Origin of the sequence: Aliiroseovarius marinus (genome assembly GCF_050881025.1) — a bacterium.
GTDB lineage: Bacteria > Pseudomonadota > Alphaproteobacteria > Rhodobacterales > Rhodobacteraceae > Aliiroseovarius > Aliiroseovarius marinus_A.
Genome location: NZ_JBNNXQ010000001.1, coordinates 986,236 through 1,001,334 on the forward strand (window position 1 = coordinate 986,236; position 15,099 = coordinate 1,001,334).

The 15,099-nt window shown below is 58.6% G+C and carries 15 protein-coding genes; 6 read left to right on the forward strand and 9 right to left on the reverse strand.

The genetic code is table 11. The features are described from left to right. The first annotated feature begins 24 nt into the window (after positions 1 to 24). The 5 genes from ACRY08_RS04675 (at position 25) to ACRY08_RS04695 (ending at position 5,904) form a co-directional block, all read left to right on the forward strand. Positions 25 to 2,472 (forward strand): GcvT family protein, encoded by a 2,448-nt coding sequence (locus tag ACRY08_RS04675; RefSeq protein WP_432448684.1) that lies wholly within the window; start codon positions 25 to 27, stop codon positions 2,470 to 2,472. Then, positions 2,469 to 3,020, forward strand: a complete 552-nt coding sequence (locus tag ACRY08_RS04680) for a GNAT family N-acetyltransferase (RefSeq protein ID WP_432448685.1) — start codon at positions 2,469 to 2,471, stop codon at positions 3,018 to 3,020. The genes ACRY08_RS04675 and ACRY08_RS04680 overlap by 4 nt, the downstream gene beginning before the upstream one ends. Positions 3,021 to 3,110: 90 nt before the next feature. Then, a complete protein-coding gene (gene rarD, locus ACRY08_RS04685) occupies positions 3,111 to 4,013 on the forward strand; it encodes an EamA family transporter RarD (RefSeq protein WP_432448686.1) in 903 nt (300 codons plus the stop codon). Between the two features lie 36 nt (positions 4,014 to 4,049). After that, positions 4,050 to 4,697: an RluA family pseudouridine synthase gene (locus ACRY08_RS04690; protein WP_432448687.1), complete on the forward strand. Its 648-nt coding sequence runs from the start codon at positions 4,050 to 4,052 to the stop codon at positions 4,695 to 4,697. A gap of 79 nt (positions 4,698 to 4,776) precedes the next feature. Beyond that, positions 4,777 to 5,904, forward strand: a complete 1,128-nt coding sequence (locus ACRY08_RS04695; RefSeq protein WP_432448688.1) for a beta-ketoacyl-ACP synthase III — start codon at positions 4,777 to 4,779, stop codon at positions 5,902 to 5,904. Between the two features lie 66 nt (positions 5,905 to 5,970). Here ACRY08_RS04695 and ACRY08_RS04700 read toward each other — a convergent pair whose 3' ends face one another. Together ACRY08_RS04700 and ACRY08_RS04705 are read right to left on the reverse strand one after the other, a co-directional pair. Then, a complete protein-coding gene (locus ACRY08_RS04700) occupies positions 5,971 to 7,410 on the reverse strand; it encodes an aldehyde dehydrogenase family protein (protein WP_432448689.1) in 1,440 nt (479 codons plus the stop codon). A gap of 87 nt (positions 7,411 to 7,497) precedes the next feature. Then, a complete protein-coding gene (locus ACRY08_RS04705) occupies positions 7,498 to 8,127 on the reverse strand; it encodes a TetR/AcrR family transcriptional regulator (protein WP_432448690.1) in 630 nt (209 codons plus the stop codon). A gap of 113 nt (positions 8,128 to 8,240) precedes the next feature. Here ACRY08_RS04705 and ACRY08_RS04710 point away from each other — a divergent pair, with 113 nt between their 5' ends. Beyond that, positions 8,241 to 8,615, forward strand: a complete 375-nt coding sequence (locus ACRY08_RS04710; RefSeq protein WP_432448691.1) for a hypothetical protein — start codon at positions 8,241 to 8,243, stop codon at positions 8,613 to 8,615. A gap of 52 nt (positions 8,616 to 8,667) precedes the next feature. On the opposite strand, the gene ACRY08_RS04715 is transcribed toward ACRY08_RS04710, so the two are convergent. The 7 genes from ACRY08_RS04715 to hmgA form a co-directional block, all read right to left on the reverse strand. Continuing rightward, positions 8,668 to 8,862, reverse strand: a complete 195-nt coding sequence (locus ACRY08_RS04715; protein ID WP_432448692.1) for a DUF2783 domain-containing protein — start codon at positions 8,860 to 8,862, stop codon at positions 8,668 to 8,670. Between the two features lie 5 nt (positions 8,863 to 8,867). Continuing rightward, positions 8,868 to 10,490, reverse strand: coding sequence for an FAD-dependent oxidoreductase (locus tag ACRY08_RS04720; RefSeq protein WP_432448693.1), 1,623 nt, complete (start codon positions 10,488 to 10,490; stop codon positions 8,868 to 8,870). Positions 10,491 to 10,504: 14 nt separating this feature from the next. Then, positions 10,505 to 10,807 carry a hypothetical protein gene (locus tag ACRY08_RS04725; protein ID WP_432448694.1) on the reverse strand — a complete coding sequence of 101 codons (303 nt, stop codon included), beginning with the start codon at positions 10,805 to 10,807 and terminating at the stop codon, positions 10,505 to 10,507. Between the two features lie 2 nt (positions 10,808 to 10,809). Then, entirely contained in the window at positions 10,810 to 11,760 is a 951-nt protein-coding gene (locus ACRY08_RS04730) for an MBL fold metallo-hydrolase (protein ID WP_432448695.1), read from the reverse strand. A 62-nt stretch (positions 11,761 to 11,822) separates the two neighbouring features. Beyond that, on the reverse strand, positions 11,823 to 13,085 hold the full coding sequence (fahA, locus tag ACRY08_RS04735) for a fumarylacetoacetase (RefSeq protein WP_432448696.1): 1,263 nt from the start codon (positions 13,083 to 13,085) through the stop codon (positions 11,823 to 11,825). 7 nt (positions 13,086 to 13,092) lie between these two features. Further along, a complete protein-coding gene (gene maiA / locus ACRY08_RS04740) occupies positions 13,093 to 13,734 on the reverse strand; it encodes a maleylacetoacetate isomerase (RefSeq protein WP_432448697.1) in 642 nt (213 codons plus the stop codon). After that, positions 13,731 to 15,056, reverse strand: coding sequence for a homogentisate 1,2-dioxygenase (gene hmgA, locus ACRY08_RS04745; RefSeq protein WP_432448853.1), 1,326 nt, complete (start codon positions 15,054 to 15,056; stop codon positions 13,731 to 13,733). The genes maiA and hmgA overlap by 4 nt, the downstream gene beginning before the upstream one ends. Positions 15,057 to 15,099 lie beyond the last annotated feature (43 nt).

The window sequence follows — 15,099 nt, forward strand, 5'->3', positions numbered from 1 at the left end:
CCGAATCCAGCAAGGAGTGATGTCATGTCTCTGCCCACACAAGCCCGCGTTGTCATCATCGGTGGTGGCGTTATTGGCTGTTCTGTCGCCTATCATCTGACCAAGCTCGGCTGGAAAGATGTGGTGCTTCTGGAACGGAAACAGCTGACATCGGGCACCACGTGGCATGCCGCCGGGTTGATCGCCCAGCTGCGCGCGACCGCGAACATGACCAAGCTCGCCAAATACTCGCAAGAGCTTTACGGCGAGTTAGAGACTGAAACGGGTGTCGCCACGGGGTTCAAACGTGTGGGCTCGATCAGTGTCGCATTGACCGATGAACGTATGGAAGAACTGGCCCGTCAGGCCGCTATGGCCCGCGCCTTTGGTGTCGATGTTGAAGAGATCACCGCCAAAGAAGCCCTGTCGCGATATGAGCATCTGAACATCGACGGCGTTGTCGGCGGCGTGTGGCTGCCCAAAGACGGGCAGGGTGATCCCGCCAACATCGCGCTGGCCTTGGCCAAAGGTGCACGTCAGCGCGGCGCTTTGGTGAAAGAACGCACCAAGGTTACCGGCATCAAGCGCGATGGGCGCAAGGTGACGGGCGTGGACTGGGCCTCGGATGATGGCTCGGAGCAGGGTCACATTGCCTGCGATATGATCGTGAACTGCGCGGGCATGTGGGGGCATGAGGTTGGTCGCATGGCAGGCGTCAACGTCCCGCTTCATGCCTGCGAGCATTTCTACATCGTGACCGAGGCGATCCCCAATCTGACTCAAATGCCGGTGCTGCGCGTGCCGGATGAATGTGCGTACTATAAGGAGGACGCGGGCAAAATGCTGCTCGGCGCGTTTGAGCCGAACGCCAAGCCGTGGGGCATGAACGGCATCGCCGACACGTTCGAGTTCGACCAACTGCCCGAGGATTTCGACCATTTCGAACCCATCCTAGAAAACGCCTGCAATCGTATGCCGATGCTGGCCGAGGCTGGCATCCACACCTTCTTCAACGGCCCTGAAAGCTTCACGCCAGATGACGCCTATCATCTTGGTCTAGCGCCCGAGATGGACAATGTTTGGGTCGCGGCGGGCTTCAACTCGATCGGCATTCAGTCGGCAGGTGGCGCGGGCATGGCGCTGGCGCAGTGGATGGAGGACGGCGACAAGCCCTTCGATCTGGGCGACGTGGACATCAGCCGGATGCAGCCGTTCCAGGGCAACAAACACTATCTGTTCGAACGCTCCAAGGAAACGCTGGGCCTGCTCTATGCCGACCACTTTCCCTTCCGCCAAAAGGCCACCGCACGCGGCGTACGTCGCACGCCCTTCCATCACCATCTGAAGGAACAGGGCGCCGTGTTTGGCGAGCTTGCCGGTTGGGAACGCGCCAACTGGTTCGCGAATGACGGTCAGAAAGCCGAATACGAATACACATGGGGCCGCCCCAACTGGTTCGGTAACGCTGCCGCCGAACACAAGGCGATCCGCGAGAATGTCGGCATGTACGATATGTCCTCTTTCGGCAAGATTAGGGTCGAAGGGCCGGATTCCGAGGCATTCATGAACTATGTGGGCGGAGGCGATTATTCCGTGCCCAACGGTAAGATCGTCTACACCCAATTCCTGAACCGTCGCGGCGGGATCGAGGCTGACGTGACCGTCACCCGCCTATCCGAAACCGCCTATCTGGTCGTCACCCCCGCCGCCACTCGTCTGGCCGACCAGACGTGGATGCAGCGCCATGTGGGCGATTTCCGCGTGGTGATCACCGATGTGACCGCAGGCGAAGGCGTCTTGGCCGTGATGGGCCCCAACGCCCGTAAACTGCTCGAAAAAGTCAGCCCGAACGACTTCACCAATGTCTCCAACCCCTTCGGCACCGCGCAGGAAATCGAGATCGGCATGGGCCTGGCCCGCGCCCACCGCGTAACCTATGTGGGCGAATTGGGGTGGGAGATCTATGCATCAAGCGACATGGCCGGACACGTGTTCGAGACACTGTTTGACGCCGGGCAAGACATGGGCCTGAAGCTTTGCGGCATGCACATGATGGACAGCTGCCGGATCGAAAAGGGCTTTCGCCATTTCGGCCACGACATCACCTGCGAGGATCACGTGTTGGAAGCTGGACTGGGCTTTGCCGTCAAGACTGACAAGCCGGACTTCATTGGCCGCGACGCTGTTCTGGCCAAGAAGGAAAGCGGGCTGGAAAACCGCATGGTCCAGTTCAAGCTGACCGATCCCGAGCCGCTGCTTTACCACAACGAACCCGTCATTCGTGATGGCGAGATCGTGGGTTATCTGAGCTCCGGTTCTTACGGCCACCATCTAGGGGCTGCCATGGGCTTGGGCTATGTGCCGTGTAAGGGTGAGAGCGCCGCGGATGTCCTGTCCTCGAGCTATGAGATCGACGTGGCGGGTACGCGCGTGAAGGCGGAGGCCTCGCTAAAACCCATGTATGACCCGAAATCGGAACGAGTGAAGGTATGACGTTCAACGATCAGCCCGAGTTAGAAGGAAACACGCTGCGCCTGCGCGGGTTGCGGGAAGAAGACCGCGACGCGCTGTTCCTCGCAGCCAGTGACGCAGAGACTTGGGCTGGTCATCCCTCGAAAGATCGGTATCAGCGGGCCGTGTTCGATCCCTATTTCGACATGTTGCTGGCGGCGGGTGGCACGCTGATCGTGATCGACAAGCCGTCCGGTCAAGTGATTGGATGTTCGCGTTATTATGTCGGTCCGGACGCGCCAGACGACATCGGGATTGGCTTCACCTTCCTGAACCACCGCTATTGGGGCGGCGCGGTGAACCTGCGCATGAAACAGTTGATGCTGGATCATGCCTTTGCGCATTTCGACCGAGTCAGGTTTCACATTGCGCCTGATAATATTCGTTCACAAAAGGCGACAGCGAAGATCGGTGCGGTGTTCACCAGTGACGAAAAGCTGGACCTGTCAGGTAGTGTGTTGCCGTGGAAATGCTATCGCTTAGATCGCGCCGCTTGGCAGCAGGTCAAGGCAGATCGGCTGGGGCTTTGAAACATCACGCGCGATGATATTTCGCTTCAAGGAAATCACCCTATCCAATATCCGCCTGTGCCTGCATAAAGGCTGGGTGAGGAAAGCGCGATGACAGCACAGACAAAACCGGAAAACGTGGACACACCGCATGGCTTGGCCTTTGCGATCACGGCCTATGTGCTGTGGGGCTTTCTGCCGATTTACCTGAAAGCCTTGGTCCACATTCCCCCGACCGAGGTTCTGGCCCATCGTGTGATCTGGTCTGTCCCGGTTGCAGGTGCCGTTTTGATCGCCACTGGACGCACACGGGACCTGCGCGCGATCCTGACCCATCCGCGCAACCTGATGCTCGCGCTGCTCACCGCAACGCTGATTTCGATGAACTGGGGCATCTATATCTGGGCGATCTCAGCGGAACAGACGGTTGAGGCCGCGCTGGGATATTACATCAACCCGCTTTTCTCGATTGTGTTGGCGGCTGTTCTACTGGGCGAGAAACTGACCCGCGCGCAATGGGTTGCCGTGATGCTGGCAGGGATCGCGGTTGTTATTCTGACCGTCGATACCGGGCGTTTGCCGCTGGTTGCACTTAGCCTGATGCTGACGTGGGGCTTTTATGCCTTTTTCAAGAAATCCCTTCCCATCGGTCCTAATCAGGGGTTCCTGCTTGAGGTGCTGATCCTGACACCACCCGCTTTGGCTTACGTGATTTGGCTCGGGTCAACGGGCCAGGGGCATCTTTTTACTGGCGCTTGGGACACAGCGCTTTTGATGGGGTGTGGGTTGGTCACAGCGGTGCCATTGATGATCTATGCCAACGGCGCCAAGTTGCTGCGTCTGTCGACGATTGGTATCCTGCAATATATCGCCCCCACGATGATCTTCATGGTCGCCGTGTTCATTTTCCGTGAGCCCTTCGGAGGTGCCAAGTTGATCGCCTTTCCGCTGATCTGGCTGGCGCTGATTGTCTATACCTCTTCGATGCTGCGCCAGATGCGTCGCAAGCGGTGACTTGCAGCGCACGGGGCAAGCGGCTATCCCGCGCCTATGTCGTCTGAATATAATCCACCCAATGACCCGCTGGTGATCCTGCATCAGGACCACGAGCTGTTGCTGGTCGACAAGCCTTCGGGCTTGCTGTCGGTGCCCGGCAAGGGCGAGCATCTGGCTGATTGCTTGGTTGCCCGTATTCAGGCGGTGTTTCCCGACGCTCTTTTGGTTCACCGGTTGGACCGGGACACCTCGGGCGTGATGGTCTTTGCGATGACCCCCCACGCCCAACGCCACCTTGGCCTGCAGTTCGAGAAACGGCAGGTGAAGAAGACCTATGTCGCCCGGGTCTATGGGCAGGTTGAGGGCAAAGAGGGCACAGTGGACCTGCCTCTGATCGTCGACTGGCCAAACCGCCCGAAACAGCATGTGGATCATGAGAACGGCAAACCAGCGGTGACGGACTGGAAGGTTGTGAAACGCGAAGAGAACGCGACCCGTATGCGTCTATTCCCCCAGACCGGGCGCAGCCATCAGCTGCGCGTTCACATGTTGGAACTGGGCCATCCCATTCTGGGCGATCCCTTCTATGCAACGGGCGACGCATTGAATGCCCCGCGCCTGATGCTGCATGCCGAAAGTCTGCGCTTGCGCCACCCGGATGGCGGAAAAGGGCTGACCTTCAAGGCGAAATGCCCCTTCTGACAAGGGTGACCTAGGGTCAGCGCCCCTTGCCGCCTGAGCCGCTTCCTGCTTTTTTGTTAGAACTTGCGAGGAGCCGATCATGCACCAACCCGTCATTTCCGGAACCGGGGTTTTCACCCCAGACCAGATCATTTCAAACGCAGAGCTTGTAGAGGCGTTCAACGCCTATGCGGACAAAGAAAACGCTGCGAATGCAGAGGCCATCGCGGCAGGAAACGCCGACCCTATTGGCCATTCCTCGGAAGAATTCATTGTCTCGGCATCGGGCATCCATCAGCGTTACGTGATGGACAAAACGGGTGTGCTGAACCCGGATGTCATGCACCCGGCTTTGCGCGAACGTGCGGATGACGAGATGGGCATCATGACCGAGATGGGGGTGGATGCGTGTAAAAAGGCGTTGGCGCAAGCCGGGCGGGATGCCAGCGAAGTGGATCTGATCATCTGCGCCGCGTCGAACCACGAACGTGCTTACCCGGCGATTGCCATCGAGATCCAGCAGGCGCTGGGCGCCGGCGGGTTCGGGTTTGATATGAACGTCGCCTGCTCCTCGGCCACATTTGGTATTCAGGCAGCGGCGGACATGATCCGGTCGGGCTCGGTCCGGCGGGCCTTGGTGGTGAACCCGGAAATCTGCTCGGCGCATTTGGAATGGCGCGACCGGGATTGCCATTTCATCTTTGGCGACGTGGCCACGGCGACGCTTCTGGAACGAAAAGGCGATGCGAAAGGCAATCATTTCGATGTGCTCTCGACGAAATGCCTCACGCAGTTCTCCAACAACATCCGCAACAACAACGGTTTCCTGCGTCGCACCCGCGAGGAAGGATCAGACTTGCCCGACCGCCGTGACATGCAGTTCATGCAGAACGGGCGCAAAGTGTTCAAAGAGGTTCTGCCGATCGTCTCGAAACACATCCTTGGCCATATTGCCGAAATAGGTGTCGGGCCGGACGATCTGAAACGGCTCTGGTTGCATCAGGCCAACAAGACAATGAATGATTTCATCGGCAAGAAAGTCCTTGGGCGTGTGCCGGAAGACGGCGAGCAACCCAATATTCTGCAAGACTATGCCAATACATCGTCCGCCGGATCGATCATCGCGTTCTCGAAATACTCGGATGATCTGAAGCCGGGCGACACTGGCGTGATCTGTTCGTTCGGGGCGGGATACTCGGTGGGGTCTGTTGTGGTGCGTCGCGCCTGATCAGCCTTAGTTAAAATGAAAAGGCGCGCCGGTTTCGGCGCGCCTTTTGCTTTGTTCGTGGTTTGATCAGTCGTTCGACCAGCCGGATACGGCTTTGACTTCCAGAAAGTCCTCGATTCCCAGAATGCCACCTTCACGCCCGTTGCCGGACTGTTTGTAGCCGCCAAAGGGCGATCCGGCAGCGCGTGAGGTTCCGTTCATCTCAACCATGCCCGAGCGCATCTGACGGGCCACACGGTTGGCGCGCGCACCGTCCTGCGTCTGGATGTAGTTGGTCAGGCCATAAACCGTGTCATTGGCGACCTCGACGGCCTCTTCCTCGGTGTCAAACTTCATGATCGACAGGACCGGCCCGAAAATTTCTTCGCGTGCAATGGTCATATCGGGCGTGACATCGGCAAAGACGGTTGGCTTCACATAGTAACCTTTGTTCAGACCCTCGGGGCGACCTGTGCCGCCCGCCACAAGGCGAGCGCCTTCGTCAATGCCGGTCTGGATCAGGTCTTGGATCTTGGTCCACTGCAGCTCGTTCACGACGGGGCCGATATGGCGACCCTCTTCAGAGGCAGGACCGACCTGCACCTTGCCGGCCACTTCGGCGGCTTCTTCTACCACACGGTCATAGATCGAGCTTTGTACCAGCATGCGCGACGGTGCATTACAGCTCTGGCCGGTGTTCTGCATCATGTGCAGAACGCCACGCTTCACGGCTTTCTCGTCGGCGTCTTCAAAGAGGATATTGGCCCCCTTGCCACCCAGTTCCAGCGCCACGCGCTTGATCGTGTCGGCGGCGGCTTTCGAGATGGCGATGCCCGCGCGGGTCGAACCAGTGAAGCTGACCATGTCAACATCGGGATGCGAGGTAAGCTGGCTGCCCACGCCCACGCCATCCCCGTTCACCATGTTGTAAACGCCGGCAGGGGTGCCTGCCTCATGCATGATCTCGGTCCAGACGATCGAAGACAGCGGCGCGACCTCGGATGGCTTCAGGACCATCGTGCAGCCCGCGGCGGCGGCGGCCACAACTTTCAGCGTCACTTGGTTCATCGGCCAGTTCCAGGGCGTGATCAGTGCGGTCACACCAATGGGTTCATAAAGCAGGCGGTCATTGGGCGCGTGGTCTCCGAGTGTCTTGTCGAACTCGAAACCCTTGAAGGCGCGGATGAAGTTTTTGATATGCCAGCTGCCCGCACCCACTTGCGAGCTGCGCGACAGATCAATCGGCGCGCCCATTTCAAGGCTCATGGCTTGTGCCAGATCCTCAGCGCGTTTGTTGTAGGCATCAAAGATGCTCTCGATCAGCTCCAGCCGTTCGGCTTTCGACGTGAAGCCCCAGGTCTTGAACGCCTCTTTTGCGGCAGCAACCGCTGCATCCGTATCAGCCTGCCCGCCAAGCGAGATGACAGCGCAGATTTCTTCGGTCGACGGGTCGATCACGTCGCAGTCATTGGCGACAGCAGGGGCGACCCACTGGCCGTTGATGTAAAAGTCGCGTTTCTCGATCATATTCCTGACTCCTTGGACGGGTTTGTTGGCAATGTGGCACCAAGGCGCTGATAGCGCAACCCGTGGAATCATAATTTGATCAAATTATCAAGAGGGGGTCAATACCAAAGCACGTGCGGGCGGCGACAGTAGGGCGCAAAGTTGCTCTAATGCTGTGTTCGCCCGCTTGTGAATCTCGTCGTGCGAAGGGCATGGGAGCTGCCCAATTGCGCGGCGAATCTGCATATCGCCCACCAAAAGGTCCAAGTACAAACCCGCAGCGTGGTGTTCGTCTTCAAACGCCAGCTCTCCCAAGTCCCGCGCGCGCAAAAGCGTCTGAACGATCAGCGGCGCGATGGTGTCGCGACCTGCCTTTGCAATCGCCTTGCCCAACTGCCCTGTTCCGTCTGCCGCCGCGGCCCGATTTAGGGCGATGGCGCGTTCGCCAACAAGGACTGACAAGAGCATTGGTCCGACGTTCCCAAGGATTTCCAAGGGTGATTCTTTTGCTTCCAGTTCGCGCTCCAACTGCGTGCGAACCTCTTCGGCATTCGAAGCAACAAGCTCCGAGAAAAGCCCGATCTTGTCACCGTACCAACGATAAAGAGTCTCGTTCGAGGCCTTCGCAGCTTTCGCAATTGCAAGCATGGAAGCCCCCGAAAAACCTTTCTTTTCCAATACAGTATAGGCCGCTTGGGCGATCTGTCGCTTCCGTTCTTCTTTTGAGGCGTCTTTCATCTTGGCTCCTATAACAGTGTTGCAATTAACAATGTTGACAGCATCCGTACATATAATTACGGATATGTACAGACGTACACTAAATTACGGATTTGAGAGAAGAGGAGAACACCATGCCGTCACAACATGACAAACTGGCCGCTGCTGGCTTGGCGATGCTGATCATTCTGCAAGCTGTGATGCTTGCCTCACTTTTTGCAGGGGTCCAGCCGCATCCCCCGGTCAAGATCCCGCTTGGGGCGATCGCGCCTATTCTGGCCGCAGGGTTCGCGACGGCAACTGCAGGGATCATGTTGCGTCCGTCGTCGGCGATCGGGCAGGTATTTGCGATTTTGGCCGTGCTGATCGCGATGTTGTCATTTGGTCCCCAGAAATATCTGAACGATCAGTTTCACCTGATCTGGCCTGCCGTCACTCTGGGGCAGATATCAGCCGTGATGGTTTTGGGATCGCTGTTTGGCGCACGTACCCAAACGAAAGCAGCTTGAAACGAAACAGGCCCGGTCTGATGACCGGGCCTGTCCAAGGACTTTACCAAGATTATTTGGTTTTCTTGGCTGCCTCTATCGCATCACTCAGGACCTCGCGGTCTCCGATGTGATTGGCCAACACAAGGATCAGACGTGCATTCAACGCATCGCTGTCCTCTTTGCTTTGCCCTTCATGAGCGGCCAGAAGTTCGGCGTAGAAATCATCCGCACCTTCGATATTCGGGGTCAGGATCAGGTCGGTCATATCTCTTACTCCTTGCCGATGGCGCGGCGGATAGCAGCGCGGATCTGGTTGTCGTCGAAGCTGGGGCGGCGGGCTGCCACATGCTGATCCGGGCGGATCAAGTAGACAGCGCTATCCGCTTTCCCCAGATACCGTTCACGCAGCGCGCCGGTGGTGTCATCCTTGACCGAAAGCGCCAGCCGCTTGACTGTGATGCCCTCTTCAACGATCTCGTCCGGTGCATCAGCATCGATGGTCAGCAGGATAAATTCATCCCCGAGTTTTGATAGCAGGAAGTCGTCGCCCAAAGGTGCGTCCGGGCAGACCGAACCGGGGCGCGACCGGGCAGGACCGTCCAGCGCATCGGCTGAGTTCAGCGGTGAGCCGTCATAGGTGCAGGGCACCGACAGGCGGCCTGAATTTACCAGCGGGCGGGCAAACTCATGATGTTCCGACAGGTCAAGGACAGCATCGCGCAGAAGGCGGCTCATTTCGGATTTCGGGGTGATGAAATCGGTGGAGCGGGTCGAGTTCAGGATGTTTTCATCCGCCCCGTGGATGCGCTCGTCGTTATAGGTGTCCAAGAGGCTGTTAGGCGCTTCGCCGCGCATCACCATGCCCAATTTCCAACCCAGATTGTCCACATCCTGCATGCCCGAGTTGGCGCCACGTGCACCGAAAGGCGATACCTGATGCGCCGCGTCTCCTGCGAAGAAAATGCGGCCATGACGGAAGCTGTCCATGCGCTTGCATTGGAACGTATAGATCGAGGACCAGACCATGTCGTATTCCACGCCCTCACCCAGGAAAGCGTCCAGACGGCGGCGAATATTTTCCTCTTTCATCTCTTCCTTGCGGTCGACGTCCCAACCGATCTGGAAGTCCACACGCCAGACATCATCGGGCTGTTTGTGCAGAAGCGTCGATGCGCCCGAACCGTGGGTCGGCTCAAACCAGAACCAGCGCTCGGTCGGGAAATCGTCGTTCTTCATCTTGATGTCAGCGATCAGGAAGCTGTCCTGAAACACCTTCCCGGTGAAATCCAGATCCAACATCGTGCGCAGTGGCGACGAAGCGCCGTCACATCCGATCAACCATTCGGCCTCAAGCGTATAGGGGCCATCGGGGGTCATGATCTCGAGCGAGACATAGTCGTCATGCACCTCGACGCTGTCGATGCGGTTCTTGCCGCGAATTTCGATCGGCGCGCCTTCTTTCTGCAACTCGTCAAAACGGTCCAGCTGGAAGCTTTCATAGTAAGGCTGCTGCATGTTGATGAAGGCGGGGTATTCGTGACCTTCTTCGGGCAGAAGGTTGAACTCGAACACCTGATCGTCCTTGTGGAAGACCTTGCCCAGATTCCAGACAACACCTTTGTCCACCATCGGCTTGCCGCAGCCATAACGGCCAGCAACCTCAAGGCAGCGCTTTGCGAAACAAATCGCGCGCGACCCCATGCCGACGCCTTCGTGGTCGTCCAAAACAAGCGTCGGGATGCCTTGGCGGCCAAGGTCCAGCGCTGTGGCCACCCCGATGGGTCCTCCGCCCATCACAACGACCGGATGGCGCACGGGCGTGGCCGCATCCTGATCGGCAGATTTCTTATAGGGGTAACGCTTGTAGGCAAGCGTGTATCTATCGTCGAACATTCGTGGCTCCTCCGCTACGTTTCGAAGATGGCAATGATACCGGCACAGATTGCAAGCATCACGCCGAAGAAGGTCAAGTAACGTGCGGCTTTGTCAGCCACACGACCGGCCTTTGTGCTGCGTTCAGCCTTGTTGAACGCAGCATGACGTCTGTTGAGGTTCTCGATCCTTTTGGCGCCGTAGGGATTGATGAACTCCTCAATCTCCATTGGCGTTTCATCCAGCGCTTTGTCGGCCACCAAACTTGACGCAATGAGCATCACGAGAAAGGACACAATAACTCCCGCCGCAAAAAAGAATGTGAGAACCTCGATCATAATCACCCCTGCAGGGCCTCCCACATCTCCAGATCGCGCTGAGCGGTCCAGATGCGGGGGGTGTCGATGCCGCGGGCCTCGTCATAGGCGCGGGCGACGTTGAAGGGCAGGCAGTGCTCGTAGATGGCGTAATCTGCGAATTTCGGGTCACACTCTGCGCGGACAGCATCCCATGCTTCTTTCAGAGATCCGCCACGTGCGGCGACTTTCGCAGCCGGGGCGTAGGTGCTGTAGACGAAATCACGGGTGCTTTCGATGGCGCGTTCAACGGCGTCTTTGCCGATCAGCGCTCCGCCACGGCCCGGCGCGATCGCATCCACGTCGAAGGACGCGATGTTGTCCAACGTGTCGCCCCAATCTGCGAAGTGTCCGTCGCCGCAATAGCAAGCCGAGTGATCTTCCACGATGTCACCAGTGAACATGACGTTCTGATCCGGCACGTGGATCACGATATCGCCCGAGGTGTGGGCGCGACCCAGATGCATCAGGTCGATGCGGCGGTTGCCCAGATAGACGGTCATGTCATCCGAGAAGGTGGTGGTCGGATAGGTCAGGCCGGGGATCGACTCGTGACCTTCAAACAGACGCGGGAAGCGTTGGAATTCGCTGTCCCAGTCTTCCTGACCGCGCTCGACGACCATCGCACGGGCCTGATCGCCCATGATGATCTGATCGGCGCCGTAGGCCGAAGCCCCCAGCACGCGCACCGCGTGATAGTGGGTCAGAACCACATGGCTGATCGGCTTGTCGGTCACCGAACGCACGCATTCGATCACTTTATTCGCCAGACGCGGGGTGGCCTGAGCCTCAACGATCATGACGCTCTCGTCGCCGATGATCACGCCCGAGTTCGGGTCGCCCTCGGCGGTGAAGGCATAAAGCCCGTCACCAATCTGGTCGAAGGTGATTTTCTTTTCGGTCATGTCGCCTTGCGATGCGAATGCTTTTGCCATTGGGTGTGTCCTTGTTGCGCGTTCTTTGTGTGAAAAGGGCGCGACGGGCGCGCCCTGAATGTCTATTGCTTGGGCCAGCTGACGGCGGGCAGAATTTGCCCGACACAATCGCCAAAACCGATCTGGAAGCCGTCACCCTTGGCGGCTCCACGCAGGGTCAGGGTGTCGCCATCCTCGATGAAGGTGCGGGTCTCGCCGGTGTCCAGCGTGAAGGGCTCGCGGCCCGCCCAGCTCATTTCCATCAGCGAGCCGTATTCGGTCTTTGTCGGACCCGAGATCGTACCGGACCCCAGAAGATCGCCCACGTTCATCGCACAGCCGCCGATGGCGTGGTGGCACAGCTGTTCAGCGGCCGAGTAATACATGCGGGTGTAGTTGGTTTCGCCAACCACCGATGCTGTGTCAGCCCCTTCGGGCTGCATCAGCACCTGAAGCTCGATGTCATAGAGGCCGTCCTTGGAACCATCGAGGTACGGCAGCAATTCCTTTTCGCGTTTCGGCGTGGGTGCGCGGAACTCTTCCAGAGCCGCGGCGGTCACGATCCACGGGCTGATCGAGGTGCCAAAGGCTTTGCCCTGGAAGGGCCCGAGCGGTTGGTATTCCCAGCCCTGAATGTCACGCGCGGACCAGTCGTTCAAGAGCACATAGCCAAAGATCATATCGTCGGCTTCATCCACGGTGATCGGCTGGCCGAACTCGGACGGTTTGCCAACGATGGCCCCCATCTCAAGCTCGATATCCAGACGCATTGAGGGGCCAAAGCTGGGCATCTCGGCGTCGGGTGCTCTGCGTTGACCGTTCGGGCGATGGATCGGCGTGCCTGAGATCACAACCGACGATGCGCGGCCGTTATAGCCGATCGGGATGTGCAGCCAGTTGGCGGGCAGATCGGGCGAGCCACGCAGGATCGCGCCCATGTTCGCGGCGTGCTGACGTCCGGCATAGAAGTCGGTGTATTCGGACACAAGGAACGGCATGTGAAGCTCGGCATCGGCTTGGGCGACCAGCAGGGGCGCAACCGCGTCCTGTTCGGTCGAACCTTCGCCCAGCAGTTGCTCCAGACGGGCGCGCAGGGCGGCCCATGCGTCCGATCCCAGTTCCATCAGCTCGTTCCAGAAGGGAACGTCGAAGACAGGCTCGTCCCCGATCTCGATCAACCCGGCCTCTTCGGCGGCCTGCATATCAAGGACCATATCCCCGATGGCCACACCACAGCGCGGCTCGCTATCAGCGGTCGAGAACACGCCATAGGGCAGGTTGTTCAGGGGAAAGGGGGTCTCGGCAGAATTCGCGCTGTCCACCCATGACTTTTTCAATTGGCTCATGTGATCCTCACTCGGCGTCGGCCTGTGCCTCAGGCCTTGCATCAGCAAAGGCAGGCAGGGCCAGACAGGTTTCTTCGATTTTGGTCAGACGCGGATAGGCGGTCAGATCCACCCCCCAGCGCCGTGCATTGTAATACTGGGCCACAAGGCAGATATCCGCCAGTGACGGAGTGTCGCCAAAGGCAAATCTCGTGTCCTTGTCGACCATCTGTTCAAGGGCGGCAAAACCGGTGTCCATCCAGTGGATCATCCATTGGCGTTTGGCCTCGGCATCCGCACCGAACGTGTCGCCCAGATGCCCCGCCACGCGCAGGTTGTTCACCGGATGGATATCCATTGCGATCACATGGGCTGCGGCCAGAACCTTGGCGCGGGCAATCGGATCGGCAGGCAGCAGAGCAGGCTCTGGTTGAACGGCCTCAAGATAATCAATGATCGCCAGCGACTGGGTCAGGACGGTGCCATCCTCTAGTTCTAGCGACGGCACCAGATGGGTTGGGTTCTTGGCCACGTAGTCTTCCGCGTGTTGCTGCCCGCCATCTTTCACAAGATGGACGGACACGTGATCCGCGCTAAGCCCTTTCAGGTTCAACGCAATCCGCACGCGGTAGGCCGCCGTGGACCGCCAATATCCATAGAGTTTCATCATTTCTTACCCGGCGTCCCGTCGAATTTCTTCTCAAGGCTGTCCCAGCAGTCGATATACTCATCCTGCAACGGGGCCTCGTTCGCGGCGAAGGCTGTCAGATGCTGCGGGAAGCGGGTCTCGAACATGAAAGACATGGTGTTATCCAGCTTCTCGGGCCCAAGGTTCGAATTTGAGGCACCCTCGAACGCATCACGGTCCGGCCCATGCGGCAGCATCATGTTGTGCAGGCTCACGCCGCCGGGGACAAAGCCCTGAGGCTTGGCGTCATACTGGCCGTAAATATTGCCCATCAGCTCGGACATGATGTTCTTATGATACCACGGCGGACGGAAGGTGTTCTCGGCCACCATCCAGCGCTCGCGGAATAGAACGAAGTCGATATTCGCGGTGCCGGGCTGGCCAGAGGGCGCTGTCAGCACAGTGAAGATCGAGGGGTCCGGGTGATCAAACAGGATCGCACCAACCGGGCAGTATGTGGTCAGGTCGTATTTATAAGGCGCGTAGTTGCCGTGCCACGCGACCACATCCAGCGGTGACTGGCCGATCTCGGTCTTGTGGAACTGTCCGCACCATTTGATGGTGATGGTCGACGGCACTTCACGGTCTTCAAATGCCGCAACAGGGGCCTTGAAGTCACGCGGGTTCGCCATGCAGTTCGCGCCAATCGGACCACGGCCCGGCAGCTCGAATTTCTGGCCGTAGTTCTCGCAGACGAAACCACGAGCAGGGCCTTCCAGCAGCTCGACGCGGTACACCAGCCCACGCGGGATGATGCCGATTTCCTGCGGCGCAAGGTCAATGATGCCCAGTTCCGTATAGAAGCGCAGCTTGCCTTCCTGCGGCACGACCAACAACTCGCTGTCGGCCGAGAAGAAATAGTCATCCACCATGGATTCAGTGACCAGATAGATGTGGCTGGCCATGCCGACCTGCGTGTTCACATCCCCCGCCGTGGTCATGGTCCGCATGCCAGTGATCCAGTTCAGACCCTCGGTCGTCGGCACGGGGTCCCAGCGGTACTGCCCCAGAGAAATCACGTCCGGGTCCACGCATGGTGCCGATTTCCAGTAAGGAACATCAATCTTGGTGTAACGCGCCGAATGCTTCACAGAGGGGCGAATGCGATAGGTCCAGGTCCGCTCGGGCGGGTTGGCGGTGAAGGCGGTGCCGGACAGCTGCTCGCCATAAAGCCCGTATTCGCATTTCTGCGGGCTGTTCATGCCTTGCGGCAGCGCACCGGGCAGAGCCTCGGTTTCAAAGTCATTCGCCCAACCGGGCATGTAATGGGTCTCGGTGCCAACAGCTGACACCGCGCGTGTCATGTCACGCGACGGGCTGTGCTTGTTCATGAATCCATCCGTTTCA

Bases quoted from the DNA above. Each gene is read 5' to 3' on its own strand.
- ACRY08_RS04675 (WP_432448684.1), top strand. From the start codon at position 25: ATGTCTCTGCCCACACAAGCCCGCGTTGTCATCATCGGTGGTGGCGTT.
- ACRY08_RS04680 (WP_432448685.1), top strand. From the start codon at position 2,469: ATGACGTTCAACGATCAGCCCGAGTTAGAAGGAAACACGCTGCGCCTG.
- rarD (WP_432448686.1), top strand. From the start codon at position 3,111: ATGACAGCACAGACAAAACCGGAAAACGTGGACACACCGCATGGCTTG.
- ACRY08_RS04690 (WP_432448687.1), top strand. From the start codon at position 4,050: ATGTCGTCTGAATATAATCCACCCAATGACCCGCTGGTGATCCTGCAT.
- ACRY08_RS04695 (WP_432448688.1), top strand. From the start codon at position 4,777: ATGCACCAACCCGTCATTTCCGGAACCGGGGTTTTCACCCCAGACCAG.
- ACRY08_RS04700 (WP_432448689.1), bottom strand. From the start codon at position 7,410: ATGATCGAGAAACGCGACTTTTACATCAACGGCCAGTGGGTCGCCCCT.
- ACRY08_RS04705 (WP_432448690.1), bottom strand. From the start codon at position 8,127: ATGAAAGACGCCTCAAAAGAAGAACGGAAGCGACAGATCGCCCAAGCG.
- ACRY08_RS04710 (WP_432448691.1), top strand. From the start codon at position 8,241: ATGCCGTCACAACATGACAAACTGGCCGCTGCTGGCTTGGCGATGCTG.
- ACRY08_RS04715 (WP_432448692.1), bottom strand. From the start codon at position 8,862: ATGACCGACCTGATCCTGACCCCGAATATCGAAGGTGCGGATGATTTC.
- ACRY08_RS04720 (WP_432448693.1), bottom strand. From the start codon at position 10,490: ATGTTCGACGATAGATACACGCTTGCCTACAAGCGTTACCCCTATAAG.
- ACRY08_RS04725 (WP_432448694.1), bottom strand. From the start codon at position 10,807: ATGATCGAGGTTCTCACATTCTTTTTTGCGGCGGGAGTTATTGTGTCC.
- ACRY08_RS04730 (WP_432448695.1), bottom strand. From the start codon at position 11,760: ATGGCAAAAGCATTCGCATCGCAAGGCGACATGACCGAAAAGAAAATC.
- fahA (WP_432448696.1), bottom strand. From the start codon at position 13,085: ATGAGCCAATTGAAAAAGTCATGGGTGGACAGCGCGAATTCTGCCGAG.
- maiA (WP_432448697.1), bottom strand. From the start codon at position 13,734: ATGATGAAACTCTATGGATATTGGCGGTCCACGGCGGCCTACCGCGTG.
- hmgA (WP_432448853.1), bottom strand. From the start codon at position 15,056: ATGACACGCGCGGTGTCAGCTGTTGGCACCGAGACCCATTACATGCCC.